At 65.7% G+C, this 25,951-nt stretch carries 21 protein-coding genes and 1 pseudogene; 18 read left to right on the forward strand and 4 right to left on the reverse strand.

Annotated elements, in window-relative coordinates; translation table 11 throughout:
• Positions 1-36: 36 nt before the first annotated feature.
• From AC1C2M_RS08395 to arfA, 6 genes are all read left to right on the forward strand, one after another.
• On the forward strand, positions 37-1,218 hold the full coding sequence (locus AC1C2M_RS08395) for an ROK family transcriptional regulator (protein ID WP_495435929.1): 1,182 nt from the start codon (positions 37-39) through the stop codon (positions 1,216-1,218).
• 210 nt (positions 1,219-1,428) lie between these two features.
• Positions 1,429-2,661 carry a multidrug effflux MFS transporter gene (locus tag AC1C2M_RS08400; protein WP_495435930.1) on the forward strand — a complete coding sequence of 411 codons (1,233 nt, stop codon included), beginning with the start codon at positions 1,429-1,431 and terminating at the stop codon, positions 2,659-2,661.
• A 222-nt stretch (positions 2,662-2,883) separates the two neighbouring features.
• Positions 2,884-5,121, forward strand: a complete 2,238-nt coding sequence (locus AC1C2M_RS08405) for a carbon starvation CstA family protein (RefSeq protein ID WP_495436489.1) — start codon at positions 2,884-2,886, stop codon at positions 5,119-5,121.
• On the forward strand, positions 5,121-5,348 hold the full coding sequence (locus AC1C2M_RS08410; protein ID WP_495435931.1) for a YbdD/YjiX family protein: 228 nt from the start codon (positions 5,121-5,123) through the stop codon (positions 5,346-5,348). Before AC1C2M_RS08405 ends, AC1C2M_RS08410 begins: the two co-directional genes overlap by 1 nt.
• Before the next feature lie 139 nt (positions 5,349-5,487).
• Positions 5,488-6,501 carry a LacI family DNA-binding transcriptional regulator gene (locus AC1C2M_RS08415; protein ID WP_483405305.1) on the forward strand — a complete coding sequence of 338 codons (1,014 nt, stop codon included), beginning with the start codon at positions 5,488-5,490 and terminating at the stop codon, positions 6,499-6,501.
• 118 nt (positions 6,502-6,619) lie between these two features.
• The gene (arfA, locus tag AC1C2M_RS08420; protein ID WP_495435932.1) at positions 6,620-8,125 is read left to right on the forward strand and encodes an arabinosylfuranosidase ArfA; all 1,506 of its coding nucleotides are present in this window, start codon (positions 6,620-6,622) and stop codon (positions 8,123-8,125) included.
• Positions 8,126-8,208: 83 nt separating this feature from the next.
• Here the strand turns inward: arfA and AC1C2M_RS08425 are convergent, their stop codons facing one another.
• Positions 8,209-8,982, reverse strand: a complete 774-nt coding sequence (locus tag AC1C2M_RS08425; RefSeq protein WP_495435933.1) for a DUF2382 domain-containing protein — start codon at positions 8,980-8,982, stop codon at positions 8,209-8,211.
• A 257-nt stretch (positions 8,983-9,239) separates the two neighbouring features.
• The gene (locus tag AC1C2M_RS08430) at positions 9,240-10,241 is read right to left on the reverse strand and encodes a LacI family DNA-binding transcriptional regulator (protein WP_495435934.1); all 1,002 of its coding nucleotides are present in this window, start codon (positions 10,239-10,241) and stop codon (positions 9,240-9,242) included.
• A 277-nt stretch (positions 10,242-10,518) separates the two neighbouring features.
• Here AC1C2M_RS08430 and AC1C2M_RS08435 point away from each other — a divergent pair, with 277 nt between their 5' ends.
• The 11 genes and pseudogenes from AC1C2M_RS08435 (at position 10,519) to AC1C2M_RS08485 (ending at position 23,780) form a co-directional block, all read left to right on the forward strand.
• Positions 10,519-11,805, forward strand: coding sequence for an ABC transporter substrate-binding protein (locus tag AC1C2M_RS08435; protein ID WP_483405309.1), 1,287 nt, complete (start codon positions 10,519-10,521; stop codon positions 11,803-11,805).
• Positions 11,806-11,817: 12 nt separating this feature from the next.
• Positions 11,818-12,822: a carbohydrate ABC transporter permease gene (locus AC1C2M_RS08440; protein WP_108390187.1), complete on the forward strand. Its 1,005-nt coding sequence runs from the start codon at positions 11,818-11,820 to the stop codon at positions 12,820-12,822.
• Positions 12,819-13,691 (forward strand): carbohydrate ABC transporter permease, encoded by an 873-nt coding sequence (locus AC1C2M_RS08445; RefSeq protein WP_108390188.1) that lies wholly within the window; start codon positions 12,819-12,821, stop codon positions 13,689-13,691. Before AC1C2M_RS08440 ends, AC1C2M_RS08445 begins: the two co-directional genes overlap by 4 nt.
• Positions 13,692-13,755: 64 nt before the next feature.
• Complete coding sequence (locus tag AC1C2M_RS08450; protein WP_495435935.1) at positions 13,756-16,077, forward strand: beta-xylosidase/alpha-l-arabinosidase; 2,322 nt, start codon at positions 13,756-13,758, stop codon at positions 16,075-16,077.
• Between the two features lie 105 nt (positions 16,078-16,182).
• Positions 16,183-16,875 (forward strand): phosphatase PAP2 family protein, encoded by a 693-nt coding sequence (locus AC1C2M_RS08455; RefSeq protein ID WP_495435936.1) that lies wholly within the window; start codon positions 16,183-16,185, stop codon positions 16,873-16,875.
• The gene (locus AC1C2M_RS08460) at positions 16,872-17,666 is read left to right on the forward strand and encodes a GNAT family N-acetyltransferase (protein ID WP_495435937.1); all 795 of its coding nucleotides are present in this window, start codon (positions 16,872-16,874) and stop codon (positions 17,664-17,666) included. Before AC1C2M_RS08455 ends, AC1C2M_RS08460 begins: the two co-directional genes overlap by 4 nt.
• A 96-nt stretch (positions 17,667-17,762) precedes the next feature.
• Positions 17,763-18,794: an aldo/keto reductase gene (locus AC1C2M_RS08465; RefSeq protein WP_495435938.1), complete on the forward strand. Its 1,032-nt coding sequence runs from the start codon at positions 17,763-17,765 to the stop codon at positions 18,792-18,794.
• 73 nt (positions 18,795-18,867) lie between these two features.
• Positions 18,868-19,940 (forward strand): annotated as a pseudogene (gene menC / locus AC1C2M_RS08470) (o-succinylbenzoate synthase).
• Between the two features lie 78 nt (positions 19,941-20,018).
• Positions 20,019-21,698, forward strand: coding sequence for an MDR family MFS transporter (locus tag AC1C2M_RS08475; protein ID WP_495435939.1), 1,680 nt, complete (start codon positions 20,019-20,021; stop codon positions 21,696-21,698).
• Between the two features lie 143 nt (positions 21,699-21,841).
• Positions 21,842-23,107, forward strand: a complete 1,266-nt coding sequence (locus AC1C2M_RS08480; RefSeq protein WP_495435940.1) for a D-arabinono-1,4-lactone oxidase — start codon at positions 21,842-21,844, stop codon at positions 23,105-23,107.
• A 229-nt stretch (positions 23,108-23,336) separates the two neighbouring features.
• A complete protein-coding gene (locus AC1C2M_RS08485) occupies positions 23,337-23,780 on the forward strand; it encodes a hypothetical protein (protein ID WP_495435941.1) in 444 nt (147 codons plus the stop codon).
• A gap of 4 nt (positions 23,781-23,784) precedes the next feature.
• On the opposite strand, the gene AC1C2M_RS08490 is transcribed toward AC1C2M_RS08485, so the two are convergent.
• Complete coding sequence (locus AC1C2M_RS08490) at positions 23,785-24,612, reverse strand: aminoglycoside phosphotransferase family protein (protein WP_495435942.1); 828 nt, start codon at positions 24,610-24,612, stop codon at positions 23,785-23,787.
• An 84-nt stretch (positions 24,613-24,696) separates the two neighbouring features.
• On the opposite strand from AC1C2M_RS08490, the gene AC1C2M_RS08495 reads away from it, so the two are divergent.
• Positions 24,697-25,338, forward strand: a complete 642-nt coding sequence (locus AC1C2M_RS08495; RefSeq protein WP_495436491.1) for a GNAT family N-acetyltransferase — start codon at positions 24,697-24,699, stop codon at positions 25,336-25,338.
• On the opposite strand, the gene AC1C2M_RS08500 is transcribed toward AC1C2M_RS08495, so the two are convergent.
• A complete protein-coding gene (locus AC1C2M_RS08500; RefSeq protein WP_483405319.1) occupies positions 25,302-25,853 on the reverse strand; it encodes a hypothetical protein in 552 nt (183 codons plus the stop codon). The two genes, AC1C2M_RS08495 and AC1C2M_RS08500, sit on opposite strands and share 37 nt — an antisense overlap.
• Between the last annotated feature and the right edge of the window lie 98 nt (positions 25,854-25,951).

Consider the following 25,951-nt stretch of genomic DNA (forward strand, 5'->3'; position numbering starts at 1 on the left):
AGAACGTGGCAGGAGCCACAGAATCCTGAGCTGACAGTGAATAATCGCGGCACCAACCTCGATACCGTCCGTCGGTACAACCTGTCGCGAATCCTTGGACTCGTTCATCGTGAGGGCGCGCTCTCGCGGTCGACGCTCACCCGCGAGACGGGGCTCAACCGATCGACCGTTGCCGCACTCGTCACGGAGCTCACCGCACTGCGGCTGGTCGTCGAGGCTGAGCCGGACGTCAATCGTGGCGTCGGGCGCCCGTCGCCCGTCGTTCGCCCCCACCCCGATTGTGTGGCTTTCGCGGTCAACCCCGAGCAGGATGCCATCAGCATCGGTGTCGTGCGGATGAACGGTGCCGTCGTCGAGCGAATCCGCCACGAAATCGACGCGCCGCTCGGCGTTGACGAAACGGTGCGCGTGACCGCCGGCCTCATCGCCGAACTGCGGTCGCGTCTGTCGGCGGACGCCGTCGTCGCAGGGGTCGGTGTTGCCGTCCCGGGCCTCGTCAGATCCGGAGACGGCGTTGTTCGGCTTGCCCCTCACCTCGGCTGGGTCGACGAGCCGGTCGCGTCGTTGCTGTCGGATGCCACGGGGTACGTCTCGCGAGCAGCCAACGATGCGAGCCTTGGCGCGCTGGCGGAGCACACCTTCGGCGCTGGCCGCGGAGTGGACGACCTGATCTACCTCAACGGTGGCGCCTCGGGCATCGGTGGCGGTGTCATCGTGAACGGCGCGCCACTTCGCGGTGTCGGCGGATACGCGGGGGAGTTCGGGCACAACCTCGTCACGGCACCGGATGGTCCGGGCCAGCCGTCAACGGGCGGCGCACTCGAGGACGAGGTCAACCGCGCCCGTCTGCTCGAACTCCTCGAGTTGCGGTCGGCGGACCCGGCTCAATTCGAGGAAGCGCTCTTCTCATCGACGTCGCCCGAGCTGCGCACCGAAGCCGTGCGCCAGCTCGGCATCCTGAGCATCGCGCTCCGCAACGCGATCAATGTGCTCAACCCGGAGCTCGTCGTGCTCGGTGGATTCCTGGCGTCGCTGCACGCGTTCGACCCCGACCTGCTCGAGGCACTCGTCGCTGAACAGACCCTGGCCGCCTCCTACGAATCGGTCAGGATCGTGCGCGCGCAACTGGGCCCGGACCTGCTGCTGATTGGCGCAGCGCAGCTTGCCTTCGAGCCTCTCATCGAGGACCCCGCCCGGCTCGCAGCCCGGACCGCCTGACCGCAAGGGCCCGCTCACGCTGGCGCTTCCTGTGTCGGTTCGTGACGATAAATTCCGACCCGCCGTCGTCAAGGGTTTCCCCCGATCGAATCGATTCGATATTATTGCCGACGCTGGGAATAACCCGCCGTCCCGCCGCGGTTACGGTCAGGGTCCCGGCACTCTCGCCCGTGGGATGCTCGGCCCGCTGAAATCTAGGACCCCTCTCAAGTGACCTCTACTGTTGTGCATCCCGGTGACGCGCTGACCCGCCGTCAGCGACTCGTCTACATCGTCGTTCTCGGCGCTCTCACCGCGCTCGGGCCGTTCACCATCGACCTGTATCTCCCCGCGTTCCCCGTGCTCGAATCGGAACTCGACGTTCCGGCATCCCTCATTCAGCTGACCCTCACCGGAACCACCATCGGCTTCGCCCTCGGGCAGCTGTTCATGGGGCCGTGGAGCGACAAGGTTGGCCGACGGCTTCCGCTCATTCTCGCGACGAGCGTGCACATCGCTGCGAGCGTCGGCGCGGCCTTTGCGCCGGACATCCTCTGGCTCAGCATCTTCCGGGTGCTGCAGGGCGCCGGTGCCGCTGCCGGTGGCGTCGTCGCCATGGCGATGGTTCGCGACCTGTTCGGTGGAAAACCGCTGGTACGGATGCTGTCACGCCTGGCGCTCGTGAACGGTCTCGCTCCTGTCCTGGCACCGGTGATCGGTTCACAGCTGCTGCTCTTCCTCGACTGGCGTGGTCTTTTCGTCTTCCTGGCGCTGTACGGCGTCGTCGTGATCCTCGCAGTGACGGTGTTCATCGTCGAGACGCTGCCCCCGGAGAAGAGGCACGGTTCGGGCCACTCGACGGTGCGCGACCGGTACCGATCGGTCTTCACCGACAGGGTGTTTATCGGCGTCGCGTTGATCGGCGGAATGAGCTTCTCCGGCCTGTTCGCGTACCTGTCGAGTTCGTCGTTCCTGTTCCAGGACCTGTACGGGCTCGACCCGCAGCAGTACGGCTTCCTCTTCGGGATCAACTCGATCGGCATCGTCATCGGCGTTCAGGTCTCGTCGAGGCTCATGCGCTCGATCGGTCCGCAGTGGATTCTCGCGGTAACGACAGCTGTTCAAGCGCTGACTGCCCTCGCCATCATCGTGCTGGCACAGACCGGTGGGGGGTTCCTCGGCGTCCTGATTCCGCTGTTCTTCTTCATCATGGCCGCCGGCTTCGGGTTCCCCGCTGTGCAGGTTCTCGCGCTCGTCAACCACGGGCACGAAGCCGGCACTGCAGCCTCGCTCCTCGGTGCTCTCAACTTCGGCCTTGCCGGACTGATCTCACCGATCGTCGGTGTGCTCGGTATCGACTCAGCGGTCCCGATGGGCTCAGTCATGCTCGCGACGGCCCTCGTGTCCGTCGCTTCGGTGTGGCTCATTGTGCGCCCACGGACGGTCCCGGCGCTCGCCGGCTAGCGCGTCGGCCACCGGCTTGGCGAGACACGCCGGGAGCCACCCGTTCGGGGGCTGTCGAGTTGTACCATCGGAACATCCGCACGCCGTTGTGCGGGACGGGCGAGCACCGACACTGCGATCCGAGGGGTTCCGATGGGCAACGACGCCAACCAGAGCAAAAGCAGCAGAGTGAACCGGAAAACCGGCAACGGTTCACAGAACGCGGCCGCCGATGCCGCGGTTCTGTCACAGGACCCGACGCTCCCACCCGTGGCCGTTCCCGACGACGAACGGGAAGCCGACGAGCGCAGGTGGACGCCGCCGAAGATCATCCTCTGGGTAGCCATTGCGCTGCTCGGCGGACTGGCCTGGGTCATGCTCGCCATCGTCCGTGGGGAAACGGTCAACGCGATCTGGTTCGTCTTCGCCGCAGTCTGTACCTACCTGATTGCCTACCGGTTCTACTCCAAATTCATCGAGCGCGTCATCACGAGGCCCGATGACCGCCGCGCGACGCCCGCCGAATACAAGGCCAACGGCAAGGACTACGTTCCCACCGACCGCCGGGTGCTCTTCGGCCACCACTTCGCGGCGATCGCCGGAGCCGGGCCGCTCGTCGGTCCCGTCCTCGCCGCGCAGATGGGTTACCTGCCCGGCACGCTGTGGATCATCGTCGGCGTCATCCTCGCCGGGGCTGTGCAGGACTACCTCGTCCTGTTCTTCTCCACCCGCCGCGGCGGGCGATCGCTCGGCCAGATGGCGCGCGATCAGCTCGGCAGGGTCGGCGGGACCGCGGCGATCATCGCCACACTCGTCATCATGGTCATCATCGTGGCCATCCTGGCGCTCGTCGTCGTCAACGCTCTCGCCGAGAGCCCGTGGGGTGTCTTCAGCGTTTCGATGACCATCCCGATCGCGCTCTTCATGGGCGTGTACCTGCGGTTCCTTCGGCCGGGCAGGATCACCGAGGTCTCGATCATCGGTTTCGTCCTCCTGCTCGCCGCCATCATCGGCGGCGGCATGGTCGCGGACACCGCGTGGGGCGCAGCGGTCTTCACCCTCGACCGCACCACGATCGCCTGGGGAATCATCATCTACGGCTTCATCGCCGCTATCCTCCCGGTCTGGCTGCTGCTCGCGCCTCGCGATTACCTGTCGACGTTCATGAAGATCGGCACGATCCTCATGCTCGCCCTTGCCATCGTGATCGTCCGCCCCGAGATCACCGTCCCTGCGTTCAGCGAGTTCGCCAGCAACCCGGCCGGTGGTCCCGTCGTTCCAGGGTCGCTGTTCCCGTTCCTGTTCGTCACCATCGCGTGTGGCGCGCTCTCCGGATTCCACGCGCTGATCGCATCCGGAACCACACCGAAGCTCCTCGAGAAAGAGCGTCAAAGCCGGTTCATCGGTTACGGCGGGATGCTCATGGAGAGCTTCGTCGCCATCATGGCGCTCGTCGCGGCGATCTCGATCGACCGTGGACTCTACTTCGCCATGAACATCTCGGCGGCCAACACGCTCGGTACCGTCGAGGGGGCTGTCGCCTACGTCAACTCGCTCGGACTGACCGGAGTGAACCTCACGCCGGAGCTGCTCGAGGAGACCGCGAGGAATGTGGGTGAGGAGAGCATTGTCTCCCGCACCGGTGGAGCGCCGACCCTCGCCGTCGGGCTCGCGCACATCATGCAGCAGCTCATCGGCGGCGTCGGACTGATGAGCTTCTGGTACCACTTCGCGATCATGTTCGAGGCGCTGTTCATCCTGACAGCCGTCGACGCCGGCACCCGGGTCGCCCGGTTCATGCTGCAGGACTCGATCGGCAACATCTTCCCGAAGTTCAAGGACGCGAGCTGGACGCTCGGAGCGTGGATCTGCACCGCCATCATGGTCGCGGCGTGGGGAGCGATCCTGATCATGGGGGTCACCGACCCGCTTGGCGGGATCAATACCCTGTTCCCGCTGTTCGGCATCGCGAACCAGTTGCTCGCCGCGATCGCCCTCGCCGTCTGCCTCGCCATCGTTGCCGACCGCGGCTACTTCAAATACCTCTGGGTCGTGGCGCTTCCCCTCGCCTTCGCCACGGTGGTCACCGTGACGGCGTCGCTGTTCAAGATCTTCTCACCGGTCCCCGCCGTCGGTTACTGGGCACAGAACGCGGCGTTCAGGGAGGCGCTCGCCGCGGGGGAGGAGACCTTCGGAACGGCGACGAGTCGAGAGGCGATGGAGGCGGTCGTGCGCAACACGGTCGTCCAGGGCACCCTGTCCATTCTGTTCGTCGTCCTGACGGTCATCGTCATCGCGATCGCTGTGTTCCGGACGGTGCGCGCGTTCCAGAACGGCGGAGGAGTCAACACCGAGGATCCCGCCATTCCCTCGAGGATCTTCGGGCCGTCCGGCTTGATCACGACGAAACCGGAGAAGCGCATCCAGAAGCTCTGGGACGAGCTGCCGGCCGCCGAGCGCCGAGAGAAGGCGAAGCACTGATGGCCGGCTCGCTGGTGGACAGGGCGCCCGCGGTGCGTGCGATGGTGCACAACGGCCTGGCCTCGATCGTCCGCTACGTCCGCGCGGTCATGGGCGATAACGCATACGAGGTGTACGTCGCACACCACCGGAGCGCCCACCCCGGCGTCCCGCCGATGCCGGAGAAGCTGTTCTGGCGGGAGCGCGACGACGTCAGGGACCGTGAGCCGCAGGGGCGCTGTTGCTGAGCACGTGCGCTCACCGGGGCCATTGTGGCCTGCGGAGATGCCGCCGGGCACGGTACACGCACCGGGACGACGTGCGACGTTGTAGGTTCTTTAGCAGATGACGGTTCACGGGCAGCGTTCCGGGGGAGGGCGGGCTTCGATGGCCACAACACTGCACGACGTCGCCACCCTCGCCGGTGTCTCGATCAAGACCGTGTCGAACGTGGTCAACGACTATGAACACGTCAGGCCCGCCACACGCGAGCGGGTCCTCAAGGCCATCGCCGAGCTCGGGTACAAGCCGAACCTCTCCGCACGTAGTCTGCGGTCGGGGCGGACGGGGGTCATCGGTCTTGCCCTGCCTGAACTCAGCCTGAGCTACTTCGCGGAGCTCGCGGATGCCGTCATCAAGGCTGCGGAACGTCGCCACCTGGTCGTACTCATCGAACAGACCGCCGGCGGTGACCGCACCAGGGAGATCGAAATGCTCTCGAGCCCCCGGCTGCAGCTGACGGACGGCCTCATCTTCAGCCCGCTAGGCATGGGCCCGGACGACCTCGCCTTGCTCGATGTGCCGTACCCACTCGTGCTGCTCGGCGAGCGGATCTTCGACGGCCCCGCCGATCACGTCACCATGCGCAACGTCGAGGCGGCGAAGGCCGCGACCAGGCACCTGATCGATGCTGGCCGGTCAAGGATCGCCGTTCTCGGAGCGCACGAGGGGGAACTGGTCGGGTCAGCCTCGCTGAGATTGCGGGGATACCGGGAAGCGCTCGCCGACGCCGGCATCCCGTTCGACGAGGGACTCATCGGCTACGCGGGGCTCTGGCACCGGCGCAATGGAGCGGAGGCGATGCGCGCGATGCTCGCGTCCGGCGTTCGCTTCGACGCGGTCTTCGGGCTCAATGACACGCTCGCCCTCGGGGCGATGAGGGTGCTCCAGGAGGCGGGGCTCCGGGTTCCCGCCGACGTCGCCGTGATCGGATTCGACGACCTCGACGAGGCGAAATACTCGCTGCCGACGCTGTCGACCATCGACCCTGGTCGCAATGAGATCGCCGACACCGCCGTGCGCGTGCTGGCCGAGCGCATCGATAACCGGCTGGAGCCGCACACGCCCCGGCGGTACCTGACCGACTTCCGGGTGATCCCACGGGAGTCAACCGCCGTGTGAGCGTTCCGCGGCGCACCAGCCGGAATCAAGCGAGTACCGCAGCACACTTGACCATCCGCTCACGCGCCGCCACTATGGGTACTGCATTTACAACGTTGTATAGAAGGGCAGTCATCCAGTGACCACCGCACGAATTGCCATCGACCGAACAGCGGTCGTCGCGCCACTCAACCGCCGCATCTTCGGCTCGTTCGTCGAGCACCTGGGCCGGTGCGTGTACGACGGCATCTACGAACCAGGGCACCCGACAGCCAACGACGACGGCTTCCGCCTCGACGTGGTCGAGCTGGTCAAGGAGCTCGGCTCAAGCACCATCCGTTATCCCGGCGGCAACTTTGTCTCCGGCTACCGGTGGGAAGACGGCGTCGGTCCGAAGGACAGCCGCCCGGTGCGACGCGACCTCGCCTGGCACGCTCTCGAGTCCAACCAGGTCGGCACGGACGAGTTCGCCCGCTGGTGCAGACTCACCGGCTCGGAACTGATGATGGCCGTGAACCTCGGCACCCGCGGGATCGACGCTGCCCTCGACCTGCTCGAGTACGCCAACCACCCGTCGGGCACGGCGCTCAGCGACCAGCGCGTGGCCAACGGATCCGCCGAGCCCCACAACATCCGTATGTGGTGCCTGGGCAACGAGATGGATGGCCCCTGGCAGACCGGCTACATGACCGCGGATGATTACGGCAAGCTCGCCGCACGGACCGCGCAGGCCATGAAGGCTGCGGACAAGGACCTCGAACTCGTGGTTTGCGGTTCGAGCGGCTCGAGCATGCCGACCTTCGGCGACTGGGAGCGCACGGTTCTCGAGCACAGCTACGAGCACGTCGACTACATCTCCTGCCACGCGTATTACCAGGAACGCAAGGGCGACCTCGGTTCGTTCCTCGCGTCGTCGCTCGAGATGCAGTACTTCATTGAAACCGTCGTCGCCACCGCCGACCACGTCGGCAACAAGCTGCGCAGCAAGAAGAAGATCAAGCTCTCCTTCGACGAGTGGAACGTCTGGTACCTCGACGAACACCAGGCGTCGGATGAGGTCAACGATGAGTGGCGTTATGCGCCGCGGCAACTGGAAGACGTGTACTCGGTTGCGGATGCCGTTGTGCTGGGAAACCTGCTGATCACGCTCCTGAAGAACCACGACCGCGTGGCATCCGCATCTCTCGCGCAGCTGGTCAATGTGATCGCCCCGATCATGACCGAGCCGGGTGGGGGAGCCTGGCGCCAGACGACGTTCTTCCCGTTCTCCGTCACGTCCCGGCTCGCGAAGGGTGATGTCCTGCGCCCGCGGATCGACGTTGGAACGTACGACACCGAGGTGTATGGCGCGGCGCCACTGATCGACGCGGTTGCCACCGCCGATGGCGAATCGGGCACGAGTGCGCTGTTCCTCGTCAACCGGAGCCAGACCGAGGCGATCGAGGTGAGCGTCGACCTCGCGTCACTGAACGCCGCGACCATCACCGAGGCGGTCACGCTCCACGATGACGACGTCTACGCGAAGAACACGATCGATGACCGCGAGCGGGTCGGGCTGCGCGAGCTCGATGGTGCGGTACTCGCTGACGGCGTTCTCACGGTGACGCTGCCGCCCGTGTCGTGGTCGGCGGTAGCTCTCGCCTGATCGGTAGCCGCACACGTGGGCTCCAGACCCTGCCGGGTCTGGAGCCCACGTTGTGTACCGGCAGGTGCTCGACCTGCGGTGACTTACCTGGTCGTTGCGTCGCGACCGTCGGTGTCGAGCTCGATCTCTTCCTTGCGAACGTTCTCGCTGACGTTCTGCTGTTCGGTGACCCGCTCCTTGTCGAGCTTTACGCGCTCGACCGGCACCGTCTCTTTCTCGACGACCACGCGCTCCTCGGTGAGCACGACCTCGTGCTCTTCCTCGCTGATGTCAGGACCGGAGAGAGCGTCGGCCGCGTTGGCGTCCGTGATCGGCTCACGCTCGAGCCTGACCTCTTCGTGTGTGACCGGAACAGTGACATTCTGCTCCTCGGTAACGACGTACTTGCGAAGTCGCGCCCGCCCCGTCTGCACCTGCTCGGTCCCGACGTGGAGCTGCTCCTCTGACCTCGTCATCGCGGAGTCGGTGTTGGGTCCCGAGGTGTCGTGCCCGACCGTTGCATCCATGTTCCGAGACTCGGTGTCGTTCGACTGTGTCGCCGGGGTGTAGTCCCGGCTGTAATAGGTGTACAGCTGCTGCTCCTCCTCGGGGCTGAACGCTCCCTCTGGTTCGATGCGCGGAGCATCCTTCACGAAGTCCTTGTCGTACGACACGTGAACCTGTTCACCAGCGAACGTTGCGTCCTCCAGTGGAACGAAGGACTCAGATGTGCCGAACAACCCGGTGCTGACGCTCGCCCATTCCAGGTGACCATCCTGCGGGTCGACGTAGATTTGTCCGACTTTTCCGATCTTGTCCCCGTTGGGGTCGAGGACTGTTGCGCCAATCAGGCTGCCGGTTGCGTTCGAATCAATCATTTTCGTTCTCATTTCCTCGTTGTCCCTACCCGGTGCCGGGCAGGGTTCTTCGCCTGGGCGAAGGCACGACGAACGTTCCCCTGCACGCGGGTGGATTGCGTGCGGAAAGACGGCGACTCACGGATCGCCTCGGGTTGAACGGGTCGTGGTCAGCAAGTATGCGACTGAGAATTGCTCATGTCGCGGGCTTGACACGTGCGAGTCGGAGATCGACTATGTCGCTCGGGTTCGGGTCGACCAGTCGGTGTGGCTGTGGCCTACGCGCCGGGAGCAGCCGTTGTCGCTCGCCGGACCAGTGCGGTCGGGAGCCTGATGTGCATTTCGGCGGGTTGCTGACCCTCCATGAGCGCGAGCAGGAGGCCAACGGCATCCTCGCCGAGTTGTTGCATGGACTGGCGGATCGTCGTCAGTGGCGGTGAGAGCCTCGCCGCCTCGGGGATGTCGTCGAAGCCGACAACCGAGAGGTCGCCTGGCACCGTGAGACCGAGGCTTGCGGCCGTCTCAACAACCGCGATGGCGGACAGGTCGTTCGCCGCAAAGATCGCCGTCGGCCGCTCCGGACCGCCGAGGAGCGATGCGGTGCTTTCCTTCGCCGTGTCCTGCTGGTAGAACCCGACCCGGACGAGGTCCTGCCGGAACGGGATGCCGGCCTCTTTGAGGCCCTGGCGGTAACCGGCCTCGCGGAGTCGTGATGACCGGAGGTCGGGCCTGCCGGCGACGAACCCGACGCGCCGATGCCCCAGCTGGATCAGGTGCCGTGTCGCGAGCAGCGCGCCGCCGAAGTTGTCGGACTCGACGGTGGGAAGGTCAGCGGGACCGGCGTGCGGGTCGATCGCCACGATGGGAATGTCGGAGGATGCGCCGAGGACCGTTGGTGTGACCATGATGGCGCCGTCGATGAGCGTTCCGCTCAGCCTGGAGAGTGAACGGCGCTCCCAGCCTGCGCTATCGCGCTGGCGCGACCCGCTGTATGCGAGCAGATCGAGTTCGGAGTCCTTGAGCGCGATGCTGACGCCCTTGAGGATCTCGGCGCTGAACGGCTCGAAGTCGGCCACGAGCACTCCGATAACGCCGGTGCGCCGCGACCGCATGCTGCTCGCGACGAGACTCGACGCGTACCCCAGCTTCTCCACGGCATCCATGACCCGCCGCGACGTGTCCACCGCGATCCCGTACCGGCCGTTGACGGCTTTCGACACGGTTGCGACCGAGACGCCTGCCTCCCTGGCTACGTCGTGGATTGTCGCTCGTCGAGTCATAGGGCAGACACTAGCACTCGTGGAAAAGGTTTTCGAAAACGTTTGACACTGAGGTCGGGACTTGCAAAACTTCGAGGGTTCGTTCGCTTCAGCATGGGTACGACCGTCGTGATTTCCGTTGGGATTCCGTCGGCATCCCGACCACATGCCAGGCGGTCGGGCTCTCGTCGCATCCACAGCAAAGGACCGCGGCAGTGAGAAACTCCGGCAACCCCAGCCGGTGAAGCACCGACGGCGTCCATGGCGGACGTCGCTCAAAGAAGAGAACAGGTGAGAAATGAAGACACGTAAAGTCCTCGCCGGGTCCGCAGTCATGATGGCTGCCGCGCTCGCATTGAGTGCATGCGGAAACGCAGATGCCGGGTCAAGCGACGGATCCGTCGAGATGACTCTGTGGCAGAACTCGACAACGGGCCCGGGAAAAGAATTCTGGGACAAGACCGTTGCCGACTTCGAGAAGGAGAACGACGGCGTAAAGATCAAGATCCAGTCGATCCAGAACGAAGACCTCGACGGAAAGCTCCAGACGGCGCTCAACTCGGGCGACGCTCCGGATATCTTCCTGCAGCGCGGAGGCGGCAAGATGGCCGCCATGGTGGCTGCCGGACAGCTCATGGACCTGACCGACAAGCTGTCTGACACGGCAAAGGAAGAGATCCCCGAGGGATCATTCAAGGCCAACACGCTCGAAGACAAGATCTACGCAATGCCCGTCGCCGTACTCCCCGGCGGTCTGTTCTACAGCCAGGACCTCTTCACTGCAGCGGGCATCACCGAGACGCCTACGACCATCGAAGACCTCGAGGTCGCTGCAACCAAGCTCAAGGAAAGCGGCGTTCAGCCGATCGCCCTTGGCGCCAAGGACGCATGGCCTGCAGCGCACTGGTACTACCACTTCGCACTCCGCGCCTGCTCGCCCGAGACCCTGGCCAAGGCTGCAGACGAGAAGGACTTCACGGCATCCTGCTGGGAAGACGCAGCTCAGGAGCTGGCTGACTTCGCCGGAACCGAACCGTTCAACGACGGCTTCCTCACCACCTCCGCCCAGCAGGGCGCTGGCAGCTCAGCTGGACTCCTCGCCAACCACCAGGCCGGCATGGAGCTCATGGGCGCATGGAACCCCGGAGTGATCGCTTCGCTCACCCCCGACGAGAAGCCGCTTGCCGACCTCGCCTGGTTCCCGTTCCCCGAGGTTTCGGGTGGAGAGGGCGAGCCCGGCTCGGTCCTCGGTGGTGTTGACGGTTACTCGTGTGGTGCTGACGCGCCGGCCGAGTGTGTTGACTTCCTCAACTACCTCGCTACGGCTGACGTGCAGAAGGAGTACTACGCGGCATTCAACGCTCCTCCGGTCAACACTGTTGCCCAGGAAGCTGTTACCGAGCCGTACCTGAAGCAGATCCTCGAAACGTACAACGCAGCACCGTACGTCTCGCAGTGGCTCGACACCGTCTACGGACTCAACATCGGTAACGCGCTGAACGTGGCCGTTGTCGACCTGCTCGCCGGCAAGACCGACGCCAAGGGCCTCGTCTCTGCCGTCAACGACGCAGCCAAGAAGGGCTAGGTTCGCCGCATTATGACCACTCGCACCCAATCACCCTCAGAACTTCGGGTGACCGCGGGTGACGGTCGAACCGGGGGCGACGTCACGTCGCTCCCGGTTCGCCGGCGGAAGATGAGCTGGGCGACCCGCATTGAGATCGCCCTTCTCGTCGGACCGGCCCTGATCGTCTTCCTCGCTTTTGTTATCTTCCCCGTCGTCATGGCCGCGTACTACGGCTTCTTCCGCTGGCAGGGCTACGGACCCGCGACAGACTTCGTCGGGTTTCAGAACTACATCACGATCCTTCAGGACCCGACGTTCATCGACGCGGTCCGCCACAACGGCATCATCGTCGTCCTCTCGCTCGTCCTTCAGGGACCAGCTGCGATCTTCCTGGCTCTGCTGCTCAACCGGAAGATGCGCGGCCAGTCGATCATTCGCGTCCTGATCTTCGTTCCATACGTGATCTCCGAGGTTGTCGTCGGAACCGGCTGGAGCCTCATGCTCCAGACAAACGGAGCCGTCAACGGAATGCTCGAGAAGCTCGGCCTCGGATTCCTCCAGCAGGACTGGCTCTCGAATCCCGACATCGCCATGTGGACCCTGATGCTCATCATCACCTGGAAGTACATCGGCTTCGCCGTCATCCTCTTCCTCGCCGGTCTCCAGGGAATCCCCGACGAACTCACCGAGGCTGCGCAGATCGACGGAGCGTCCTTCTGGCAGATCCAGCGCCAGATCACCCTTCCGCTGCTCGGCCCGACACTTCGTATTTGGGCCTTCCTCTCGATCATCGGTTCGCTCCAGCTGTTCGACCTCGTCTACATCATCTGGGGCCAGTACATCGCGTCGACAGCGGGAACCTCGACCATGGCGACGTACATGGTCGCGAACGGCCGGACCTCCGGCAACTTCGGTTACGGAAACGCCGTCGCCGTCGTCCTGTTCCTGATCTCGCTCGCCGTTGCCCTCATTTACCAGCGTTTCGTGCTGCGGCGCGACACTGACGGTGCCCTCACCGAAAAGAGCAGCAAATGACCACGACAACAGCTGTCGCTCCCCGTCCTCTCCTCTCGAAGCTGAAGCCGAAGCTGCCGTGGGGAAACCCCGGTATTTACGTCCTCGCCGCCGTTGTCATCGTCCTCCTGCTGGCGCCGGTTGCGTACATCATCCTCGGTGGTTTCCGCACCAACGCGCAGATCTCGACGGATCCGTCCGGCTTCCCCGCGCCGTGGAACATCGGCAACTACATCGACGTGCTCGTCGGGTCGGTCTTCTGGCGCCAGGTGCTGAACTCCACGATCGCCGCTGGTGCCACCACCATCGGTGTCGTGGCTCTCGGCCTCATGGCGAGCTACGTCATCGCCCGGTACAAGTTCAACGCGCGGGGCATCCTGTACTCGCTGTTCGCTGCCGGACTGATGTTCCCGATGACGGTCGCGATCACCCCGCTGTACCTCGTGATCAAGAACCTCGGCCTGATGAACAACCTCGGTGGCATCATCCTGCCCCAGATCGCGTTCGCCCTGCCGACAACGATCATCATCCTCGTGCCGTTCCTCCGGGCCATCCCCGATGAGATCGAAGAAGCGGCATTCATCGACGGATGCTCGCGGATCGGTTTCTTCTGGCGCATGGTTGTGCCGCTCGCCGTTCCCGGCGTGATCACAACGGGCATCCTCGCCTTCATCGGCAGCTGGAACGGTTACATCCTGCCGCTGTTCATCCTCAACAACGAAGCGTCGTTCACCCTGCCGCTCGGAGTCCAGTCGTTCGCCTCGCAGTATTCGGTGGACACGGCGAAGGTTCTCGCGTTCACGTCGCTGTCGATGATCCCCGCGCTCATCTTCTTCAGCCTCTTCGAGCGTCGCATCGTCGGTGGGTTGACCGGCGCCGTCAAGGGATGATCGACTGTTCGATTCCCACGCCGCACGACCCGCTCGCACCAGGAAACACAGAAGAGAGACAGTAATGGAGTATTCGGGCGTGCCTGAAACATCGAAGCGCGTGCGCGAGCTGCACGCCCGGATGACACTGGAAGAGAAGCTTGCCCAGCTGGTCGGCTACTGGGTCGACCAGGGCGACGACATCGTTGCACCGATGCAGGGCGAGATGGCGAGTACCGGCAAGTACTCGGATGCGACGACGCACGGCCTCGGGCACCTGACCCGTGTGTACGGAACCCGTCCGGTCGAACCGACCGAGCGCGCGGGGTGGCTGTGGGCGGAGCAGAGGCGCTTGCGCGAGGAGACCAGACTCGGGATCCCCGCCCTCGTCCACGAGGAGTGCCTCACCGGCCTCGCCGCATGGCAGGCAGCAACCTTCCCAACGCCGCTGGCGTGGGGCGCCGCATTCGACCCGGACCTGGTCGAGGAGATGGGCGCGCTCATCGGACAGTCGATGCGTGAGCTCGGCATCCACCAGGGCCTCGCCCCCGTCCTCGACGTCATTCGCGACGCCCGGTGGGGGCGCGTGGACGAGTGCATCGCCGAAGACCCGTACGTTGTCGGCACCATCGCGACGGCGTACGTTCGCGGCCTGCAGTCCGAGGGCGTGCACGCCACGCTCAAGCACTTCGTCGGCTATTCCGCATCGCAGAGCGGGCGCAATCACGCACCGGTGCATGCCGGACGGCGCGAGATCGCAGACGTCCTGCTCCCTCCCTTCGAGATGGCCGTGCTCGACGGCGGCGTGCGTTCGGTCATGAACTCATACGCCGAAATCGACGGTATCCCCGTTGCTGCCGACGAGTCCTACCTCACTGACGTGCTTCGCGGGCAGTGGGGCTTCGACGGAGTCGTCGTCTCCGACTACTTCTCGGTCGCATTCCTCCAGGTGATGCACGCCGTCGCCGAAGACCTCGGCCACGCGGCGGAGATCGCCCTGAAGGCCGGTATCGACGTCGAACTTCCGACGGGGGATGCCTTCCTCGAGCCGCTTGCCGAGCGCATCAGGAGCGGCGTCACCGATGTCGCAATCGTGGACCGCGCTGTGTTGCGGCTGCTGTCGCAGAAGGAAGAGCTCGGGCTCCTCGATGAGACCTTCGATTCGCCTCCAGAGGCCGTCGACCTGGACTCGCCGGCTCACCGCGACGTTGCTCGGAGGCTTGCCGAGGAATCGCTAGTGCTCCTCACCAACGACGGAACGCTTCCCCTGGGCCGCGGAGCCGACGCGCCGAAGCGCATCGCCCTCATCGGGCCGAACGCAGCGTCCTCCGAAGCGCTCATGGGTTGCTACTCCTTCGCAAACCACGTCCTCGCGCACCATCCCGAGGTTCCCCTCGGGTTTGAGATCCCCACCCTCGCCGAGGCACTCGGTGTCGAGTTGGGCGGGAGCGACATCGTCCTGGCGCGCGGTTGTGACGTCGAAGGCAGAGACACATCGGCGATCGACGAGGCCGTTGAGGCCGCACGCAGAGCCGAGGTCGCTGTGGTCGTCGCCGGGGACCGCGCCGGTCTGTTCGGTCGAGGAACCGTCGGTGAAGGCAACGACGTGGAGAGCCTCGAGCTCCCCGGCGTGCAGCGCGAGCTGATCGAACGCGTGGTCGCGACAGGGACCCCCGTGGTTCTCGTGCTGCTCACCGGTCGCCCATACGCGATCGACTGGGCGGTGAGTGGAACGACGGCCCCACGTGCCGTGGTCCAGGCGTTCTTCCCCGGAGAAGAGGGCGCTGGCGCGATTGCCGGTGTGCTCAGCGGGCGCGTCGTGCCCTCCGGTCGGCTGCCCGTTTCTCTTCCCCGTTCCGCCGGCGCGCAGCCGTACTCCTACCTCCACCCGATTCTGGGTGGCCCGTCGGAGATCACGAGCGCATCGAGCGCACCGGTGCTGCCGTTCGGCCACGGGTTGTCGTACACCTCGTTCGAACACAGCCAGCTCACCGTTGGCGCGCCAACCGTCGCCGCTGGCGGTACTTTCACCGCTCGGGTCATCGTGCGGAACACGGGCGACGTCGAGGGGGCGGATGTCGTACAGCTCTATGCGCGGGATGTGCACGGGAGCGTCACCCGCCCGGTCGCACAGCTGCTCGGCTACTCCCGGGTCGTCCTCAAGCCGGGAGAAGCAGTCAGTGTCGAGTTCCAGGTGCCGACGGCACGGCTGGCGTTCTCGGACGCGAATATGCAGCGGATCGTCGAGCCGGGCGCCGTGGAACTCTGGGTCGGGCCGTCCTGCGACACGCGCGAAACCGAGGCTCGACTGGAGATCACGGGCGACAAGGCTCTCGTGACAACGGCATCCCCGCGCTACGTCCAGGTTGGAGTCACGGCCCTCGCCCTCGCGGATACCGTGGGCTGAATCTGCCTTCTTTCCCACCCGCGCCCGGCAATGCACAGCGTGGGTGGGAAAGTCAACGGTTGGGTGCGCCGCACGCAAATGGGCTGTGCAGGGCATGATTAACCAATGTCAGAGATACACGCAGACCCCGCCGCGAAACGCGTCACCAACCGCTGGCCATACATCTCGGGCGGAATCGCCCTGGCCCTCGGCGTCGTGCTTGCGTTCCTCATCGCTCAGCGCGGCAACACGCTGCCGTTCGAGCTCGACTCCGAGTGGAGCGAGGAAGTATTCGAGGAGCGCCTGCCGTTCCTCGACTGGCTGTCGTACGGCATGAACTGGATCGGCGGCGGGATCTTCGGAACTTACATCCTCCCGATACTCATCGTCATCGCGTTGCTGCTCATCAAGCGTCCGTGGTCATCGCTGTTCTTCGCCGTCGCGTCGCTCGTGAGCGTTGGCATCGCCCAACTGCTCAAGAGCATCGTCGGTCGCGCACGACCCGAGGAGATGCTCGTGACGAGCGACTTCGGTTCATTCCCCTCGGGGCACGTGGCCAACGCGGCGACAATGGCCGTCGCGCTCGGGATCATCTTCCCGCGGGTCTGGGTCTGGGCCGCCGGTGCCATCTGGGTGGCGCTCATGATGTTCTCCAGAACCTACCTCGGTGTGCACTGGCTCACCGACACCGTCGGCGGTGCGCTGCTCGGCGCCGGCGTTGTGCTGATCCTCTGGGCACCGTTCGCGTCGCGGATCTCCGGTGAACCGAGAGGCAAGAAGTCCGCGGCGGTGCCTGACAGCAAGGAACCGGTTCTGTGACCGAGGCCGCCCACCACGCAACAACGGCGGCGGATGCCGCTGGCGTTCTCGTTCGGTCGGCGTCGGGGCTCGATGACTATGCGGCAATCGCCAGCCTCTTCGACGAGACCTGGGGGCGCGGCACCGGTCCCGAACCCTCATTCATTCAGGCCGTTGCCCACGCGGGCAACACGGTACTGATCGCCTCTCGCGACGGCGAAGTGGTCGGGGCGCTTCTCGGTGTGCTGGGCTGGGACGACGGGCTCCACGTGCACTCGCACTCCACAGCGGTGCGGCCATCGGCACGAGGGGGAGTGGGCTTCGCGCTCAAGCTGGCGCAGCGGGCGCTCGCACTCGAGCACGGGGTCACCGAAGTGCGCTGGACGTTCGACCCGCTCATCCGCCGCAACGCGCACCTCAACCTCGAGAAGCTCGGGGCGACGGTGCGGGCGTACCTCCCCGACTTCTACGGCGTGCTCGATGATGCAATCTCCGGAACGGACTCGACCGACCGCTTCGAGGTGAGCTGGCAGCTCGACTCCCTCCAGGTCGCCCAGGCCATTGACCGGGCGCTCACCGGTGCCCCTGGGCCGCAACCCGACCTCGGCACTGCTGCGACCGGCATCCGCCTGGAACTGCATCCCGATTACGAGGGCCTTCGACAGAGCGACCCGGATGCCGCGGCAGAGCTGCGGGCCGCGTCGCGCGCGGTCTTCGAGCCGGCGTTCGCCGAGGGGCTCACCGTGACGTTCGAGGACGGCGGCTACATTTTCACGCCGCCGACCGAGGTTCAGCGCACCCCGGAGCCCTGAGCCTCGAAACCGGTGGCCGTGATGTGCCCTGACGCAACCCCTGTGGCGTTGACGGCTACGTGGGTAATGTCGGGGCTGAATCGAAGGAGATCACCTATGGAATTTCGTACTCTCGGCCGATCCGGGGCTGTCGTCTCGGCGCAGGCTCTCGGCACCATGACGTTCGGCGCAGAAGCAGACGAGGAGGCCTCTGGAGAGATCCTCACGGCGTTCACCGAGCGCGGGGGCACGTTCGTGGACACGGCCGACGTCTACTCGGCTGGCGTCTCAGAAGAGATCATCGGGCGATGGCTCAGCACGCACCCCACCGAGGCGGCACAGATCGTGCTGGCGACCAAGGGGCGTTTCCCGATGGGCGACGGGCCCAACGATGTCGGCCTCTCTCGCCGTCACCTGCGGGCGGCGCTCGACGCGTCACTCACACGACTCCAGGTCGACCACATCGATCTCTACCAAATGCACGCCTGGGACGCCCTGACGCCGATCGACGAGACGCTGCGCTTTCTCGACGATGCCGTCACTGCCGGCAAGATTTCCTACTACGGCTTCTCGAACTACCTGGGCTGGCAGCTGACCAAAGCGGTGCACACGGCATCCGCATCGGGATTCACGGCACCGGTCACGCTTCAGCCGCAATACAACCTGCTCGTGCGCGATATCGAACACGAAGTTGTGCCCGCTGCGCTCGATGCGGGGATCGGACTGCTGCCGTGGTCGCCGCTCGCCGGTGGCTGGCTGAGCGGCAAGTACGAGCGGGACGTCCCGCCAACCGGATCGACGAGGCTCGGCGAGAACCCGGAGCGCGGAATGGAGGCCTGGGAGGCGCGGAACGCGAGTGAGCGCACCTGGCGGGTCCTCGATGCGGTGGCCGCGATCGCCGAAGCCCATTCCGTGAGTGCGTCACAGGTGTCCCTCGCCTGGCTCGGGGCGCAGCCCGCCGTTACGTCGGTCATCCTCGGTGCGCGCACCGTCAAGCAGCTGAACGACAACATGGCTGCGGTCGACCTCGAGCTCAGCGCGGAGGAGCTTGACCGGTTGACGGATGCCAGCGCGCCAGTGATGGACGATTATCCGTATGGCACAGCCGGCGTGAAGCAGCGGAACCGGCCAGTCGCCGGTGGCCGGTAGCGCGTCGCGCGGGCGGCGCCAGCGGTAGTCTCGGCGGATGAAGGTCAGATCGATCACCCTCCACCGCGTCGGGATGCCGCTCGTGCGCCCGTTCGAAACCAGCTTCGGCCGCGAGAGTGCCCGTGACGTGTTGCTCGTTCACCTCGAAACCGACACCGGCGATGGCTGGGGCGAGTGCGTGGCCGGCTCGGCTCCCGGCTACAGCTCCGAGTACGTGGACGGGTGCGCGCACGTGATCGAACACCACCTCGCTCCGCGTCTTTTTGCCGCGGATGATGTGACGGCCAGCGACCTCGGGCGGCTGCTGTCCGGGGTCGTGGGCCACCGCATGGCCAAGGCGGCGCTCGAGGCGGCCGTCCTCGATGCCGAGCTGCGGGCATCCGGGGTCAGTTTCGCGAACTATCTGGGCGCGGTTCGGTCGGAGGTCGACTGCGGGGTCTCGGTCGGCATCAGCACCTCGATCGACGCGCTTCTCGACGAAGTGCAGGGCTACGTCGATGCCGGGTACCTGCGGATCAAACTCAAAATCAAGCCGGGCTGGGATCTTGAGCCTGTGCGTCGTGTTCGTGACCTGATCGGTGCGGATGCCGCGCTGCAGGTCGACGCCAACACGGCATACGTACGGGACGACATCCCCCGCCTGAAGGAACTCGATGCCTCGAACCTGCTCCTCATCGAGCAGCCGTTCGACGAGGAGGACATCGCCTCGCACGTCGCCCTGGCCGAGGCCATTGAGACACCGGTCTGCCTCGACGAATCAGTGGTGTCCGTCGGTGTTGCCATCGACGCGATCGAGCGCGGGGCAACGTCGGTGGTCAACATCAAACCGGGGCGGGTCGGTGGCTACCTCCCGGCCGTTGCCATCCACGATGCGTGCGTCGAACGCGACATCCCGTCTGGTGTGGCGGGATGCTCGAGACCGGCATCGGCCGCGCGATGAACGTCGCGCTCGCGGCCCTGCCGGGGTTCACGCTCCCGGGCGACACCAGTGCGTCTGACCGCTATTACCGCGAAGACCTCACCGAGCCCTTCGTGCTCTCGAACGGGCGGCTCGCGGTGCCGACCGGGCCAGGGTCGGGAGTGAGCGTGCGTACCGACCTCGTTCGCGAACTGGAACTCGTGCCCCCACGGGTGATCACCCGGTAGCGTCACCGCCGCCGGGTAGCATCGCGCAACGCAAGCTTGCCTTTTGTGCAAACTTGCACCGTCTGCAAGAGTATTCGGATGAGTACCGAGAATCCTGACCTGCGTGAAAACAAGCGCAACGTAATGCTTGTGTTCATCGGCCTCATGGTCACGATGCTCCTGGCGTCCCTCGACCAGACCATCTTCAGCACCGCGCTGCCGACCATCGTCGGCGAGCTCAACGGTGTCGATCACATGCTCTGGGTCACAACGGCCTACATCCTCGCCACGACGATCGTGATGCCCGTCTACGGGAAACTCGGAGACCTCGTCGGTCGCAAGGGGCTCTTCATCGCGGCAATCGGCCTCTTCATCGCCGGCTCCGTCATCGGCGGCCTCGCCGGCGACATGGGCTGGCTCATCGCCGGTCGCGCCGTGCAGGGCCTCGGTGGCGGTGGACTCATGATCCTGTCGCAGGCAATCATCGCCGACGTCGTTCCCGCTCGTGAGCGCGGCAAGTACATGGGGGTCATGGGCGGGGTCTTCGCCCTCTCCTCGATCGCCGGGCCGCTGCTCGGTGGCTGGTTCACCGAGGGCATCGGCTGGCGCTGGGCATTCTGGATGAACCTCCCGCTCGGCGGCCTCGCCATCCTCGCCGCCGTTCTGTTCCTCCGTCTGCCGAAGAACGAGAACGGCAAGCCGCGGCTCGACGTCGCCGGGATGATCCTCCTCGCGATCGCGTCGACCTGCCTCGTGCTTGTCACCACCTGGGGCGGAAACACCTACGAGTGGGACTCGCTCATCATCATCTCGCTCATCGTCGGTGGAGTTGTCACCGCCGTCGGGTTTGTGGTCGTCGAGCGCAGGGCCGTCGAGCCGATCATGCCGCTGCACCTGTTCGCCGAGCGCAACTTCAACCTCACGACGATCGCCGGCCTCATCATCGGTATCGCGATGTTCGGTGCGCTCGCCTACATCCCGACCTACCTGCAGATGGTCAGCGGCGTCAACGCGACGCAGGCCGGCTACCTGATGATCCCGATGCTTGCCGCGCTCCTCGTTGCGTCGATCGGATCGGGCTTCCTGATCACGAAGTACGGTCGTTACAAGTGGATGCCGATCCTCGGTACCCTCATCGTCGCGGTCTCGCTCGTGCTGCTCTCCACCATGACTCCTGACATGGAGATCTGGGTGCTCTGCAGCTACCTGGCCATCATGGGCTTCGGCCTTGGGCTCAGCATGCAGGTGCTCGTGCTCGTCGTGCAGAACACGTTCCCCGCGTCAGAGGTCGGCACCGCGACGGCCTCGAATAACTACTTCCGCGAGATCGGAGCCTCACTCGGCTCCGCGATCGTTGGCAGCCTGTTCGTCGCCCGCCTCACCGACCTTTTGGCCGAGCGGATGCCGGGGGCTGCTGGTTCTCCCGAGACGGACACCAATTCGTTCACCCCGACGATGGTCAAGGAGCTTCCCGGCCCGGTCAAGGACATCGTGGTCGGTGCATACAACGACTCGCTGACGCCCGTGTTCCTCTACATGACGCCGCTGATCCTGGTCGCGGCCGTGCTGCTCTGCTTCGTCAAGGAAGTGCCGCTCGCAACGACGATCGTGCAGGAGGGCATGGTGCCGGCACCGGAGCAGTCCGCCGATGCCGCAGCCGAGTCGACGACCGGAACCGGATCGGGGACCGGGAACCATGCCGGAACCGGAGCCGGTGTCGCCGGTGCCGGTTCGGTCCGCGCGGCAGGCGTGGGCGGGACGGACGCGCCCGGCCGCTGAATTCGGCCCGAGGGAATCGGTGTGGCGGGTAGGGCTGCCGCACCGGCAGAATGGAGCAGTCGGCGCTGCCGTACGTGCGCTGGGGCATCCGTTGCCTGAGCGGCGTGCGGATCCCTGCCACGACGAGCGAACGAAAGGGCTCTGTGTCTCTCGAAATCGGAACCAACTGGTCAGCCAACCACGCCTACCGGGCCAGGCGCATCGAAGCGCCGTCGAGCGTCGAAGACGTGCAGCGGCTGGTCGCGGACGCGACGGCGGTGCGTGCTCTCGGCACGCGGCACTCGTTTAACCCGATCGCGGACTCGGCAGACCTTCTGTTGTCGACGTCGAACCTCGTCTTCCCGCCGCATATTCAGGAGCATGAACGGCTCGTGACGGTCGGCGCCGGAATGCGGTACGGGGAGCTCGCCGGCGAACTGCAGCGACAGGGGTGGGCCCTGGCCAACCTCGCATCCCTTCCGCACATCTCCGTCGGCGGCGCGATCGCTACGGGAACCCACGGATCAGGCAACGGCGTGCGGTCGCTCGCTGGTTCCGTCGCTGCGGTGGAAATCGTCACGGCGAGCGGTGACGTCGTTCAACTGCGCCGCGGCGACGCTGACTTCGACGGTGCCGTGGTGAGCCTCGGCGCACTCGGCGTCATGACCAGGGTTGCACTCGACATCGAGCCGACCTACGACATCGAGCAGACCGTGTTCGAGCGACTGCCGTTCGATGCCGCCACCTCGAACTTCGACGCCATCACTGGCGCGGCCTACAGCGTCTCCCTGTTCACGACCTGGCGCGACCCGGACGTCATCGACCAGGTCTGGCTGAAGCGCCGCCCGGATGTCGACGCCGCTCCTCCTACCGACCTGTTCGGTGCGCTGCCCGCGCCGGCCGACCGGCATCCGCTGCCCGGAATCTCCGCCGTCAACTGCACGGCGCAGATGGGCGTGCCCGGTGCGTGGCTTGACCGCCTGCCGCACTTCCGGCTGGACTTCACACCGTCGAACGGTGAAGAACTGCAGTCCGAGTTCCTCGTGCCGCGTCGTCACGCTGTTGCGGCGCTCGCCGCTGTGCGCGGGCTGGCCGATAAGATCGCGCCGCTCCTCCAGGTGTGCGAGGTGCGGACGATCGCCGCGGACACACTGTGGCTGAGTTCCGCGTTCGAGACGGATGCCGTTGGGCTTCACTTCACCTGGTTCAAGAAGCAGGACGAGGTGGAGGCACTTCTGCCCGAGCTTGAGGCCGCGCTCGCGCCGTTCGACGCGCGACCGCACTGGGGCAAGGTCTTCACTGCCGGCCGTGAGTCGCTCGAGCGCCTCTACCCGCGGATCGACGACTTCAGGGCGCTCGCCGCGCGGCTCGACCCCGATCGTGTGTTCGTCAACGAGTTCCTCGAGCAGAAGCTGCTTCCCGCGGGTTAGGTGGCACACCCGAGCGTTTCGGGAGGAAAATCGTGGTGCCGAAGCCCTATTCGGGGACGGCCCCCACGTTTTTCCGCCCGAAGCAGAGGTGCCGGCCCGCGCGTCCCACCCGGGCACAGGCGCTGGCTGTGGCACACCCGTGCGTTTCGGGAGGAAAATCGTGGGGGCAAAGCCCTATTCCCGGACTGCCCCCGCGTTTTTCCGCCCGAAGCAGAGCTAGGCTCACTGCATGAGCGACGCCACCGACCAGCCAGCCCAGCCTGCCCCGCCAGCCCAGCCTGCCCCGCCAGCCGTGCCCGCCGAGCCGCTGGGCGCAGAACGAGCGGCCACAACGCTCGCCGAGACGAAGGCCAACGCCCAGGCGGAGGCGGATGCTGCGCTGCACCGGATCGAGGACGCCGCCACCGAAGCGAAGCGCGCGGCCGAGGCGCAGGCCGCTGAGGCGCTCGCTCGTGCTTCGGCGGACGGGGACCGCGCGGCGGTCGCAGCACGATCCGCTGCTTCGGCTGCCACAGCCGCCAAGGAACAGGCAACGGATGCCGCGTCGAACGCGGCACAGACGGCATCCGCCGACGCACAGGCCGCAGCCGACGAGACCACGGCGATCGCGAGGGACGCTGCCGAGGAATCGGCGGCGGCAGCGGCGCTCCCGCGCCCGCACCACGGCAGCTGACGGATCAGCGGGCGAGCGACGCTTCCGCGATGGCACCGATCCTGAGGGTGCGTCGTTCGGCTTCAACGTCACCGTCGTCAGCGGCCCAGGTCGCGCTCAACGCCGTCCACGCCACTGTCCACTCAAGGAGGCTCCTCTCCGGGATGCCAGCGAGCTCCGAAACGAGGCTCACCCGTCGATCGAACCGAGACTCCGCAATGTCCGGAGTCGGGTTGCACAGAATGTTCGTGTAGTCGAAGACCCGGTTGCCCACGAGGTACTTGGGGTCGATCGCGAGCCAGCCCGAATCACCGAAGTCGAGCACGTTGTCGTGGTGAAGATCGCCGTGAAGCACCACGAGCTCGGACAGGTCACTCCCGCCAGAGATGAGGCGCCTGGCGAGTTCTGCCGAGCGCCCGTAGAAGCCCCCGGTTCCGGCCTTCAGGAACAGCGAACGGAACCACGATTCGAGCGGAATCAATCCGTCCGGCCGGTCATCGAACTTCCGGCGGGACACGGAGTGGAGCCGCTCAGCGACCGAGCACAGCACGCGCGTCGCACCGTCGTCGTCACCACCGATCGCGACGTCGACGAGTGACGAACCACCCCACGCGAGCACCGCTGCCGTGTCGTCGTGCTCGAACACGCGGGCCGCTCCCGTGCCGTCCCACCAGGCGAGGAGCCGGCATCCGTTCGCTTCGTCCTCGATCCGGGCGACCTTGAGCATGGCGCGCTCTCCGCGCCTGAGCACGGGCTGGAGGTGTGACGATGGTGTGCTGAACGCGGGTCCCAGCGGTTCCAGCGCCCAGCGGGTGAGCACATCATCGACGGATGCCGCGCGCCAGCTGGTCATCCCGCCACCCTATCGAGGTGGTCACACTGGTGCAGCGTGACCGCTGTCGGGCCCGAGCATGGTGTGCGTAGAATCGGCACCGTGATGACGATCCGACCGTACCGCCCCGCCGACAGGGCCGATATCTACGATGTCTGCGTGCGCACCGGCAGGACCGGCCTCGACGCCACGGGACTGTACTCCAGCGATGACCTGCTGCCCGACATCTACGCACTGCCCTACGTCGACCGCGAACCAGAACTGGCCTTCGTCGTCGACAACGGAGAGCGCGTGGTCGGTTACGTCATCGCGGCCGCCGACACCCGCGATTTCGCGCTGTGGTTCGCGGAGACCTGGTGGCCGACCGTGGCACCGAAGTACGCCGGCGCTGCTCCTGCTGAGGCACAGGTGATCGAGGGCGCCGGGAATCCTGGGCGCATGCTCATCGACGAGGTGGATGAGTACCCGGCGCACCTGCACATCGACCTCCTCCCCGAAGCGCAAGGGCAGGGACTCGGCCGACAGCTGGTCGACACGCTTCGGTCCGCCCTCGCCGAACGCGGCATTCCCGGCCTGCATCTCACGATGGGCGCGGACAACGTGAACGCCGGGGCCTTCTACGAGCGGCTGGGTTTCACCAGGCTCGCCTCGAGTACCCCGTCAGCGACGACGTACGGCATGCCGATTTCTGTTCCAGCGGATGCCAGTGGTCAGGGAAACCTGATCGGTCGACGCTCGAACCAGTAGAGCATCTCCGGGCGCGTGGTCTGGAGTTCATCGAGCGTGACCGGGTGATCGATGTGCTCAACGGGCACGGCACTCAACTGAGCGGCGATGCGGTTGATGCTGTTGCGGGTCCAGTACTCCCCGCGCATGCGGAGAACGGGCTTTCCGGACGGGTTCAGGACGAACATCTGCAGTCGCGACTGTGACGCCATGGTGCGGTGCATCTCGAGCATGATCACGCGTTCGATATCTGAGATGTTCGTGCGGGTCACCCCGCCGAAGAAGCGGACCTCGAACAGCGAGGTGGGAGTTGCCGTGATGCTCACCCGGGTATATCGGTACCCGGCGATGAGAACGGCGACGAGCACGGCGAACTGGGCGGCACCGACCCAGCCCCAGGTTCCCGCTGGAATCGTCAGCCAGTACAGCACGATCATGATCGGGACACTGAGCGCCAACAGGGCGATAATGCCCTGCGCCAGAAGACTTCGGCGAACTCTGACCGTCACCCCGGTCATATCTGTTGTCGCCGTCATTGTCTCCGCGTCCCCCGGGAGTAAGTCTCTCCTGTCGGGTGCTGCAACACTATCCACTCTTTGGGGGACACCCGGGGGGCTTTGCGAAGAGACGCCGC

This window comes from Mycetocola sp. Y444 (assembly GCF_059445295.1).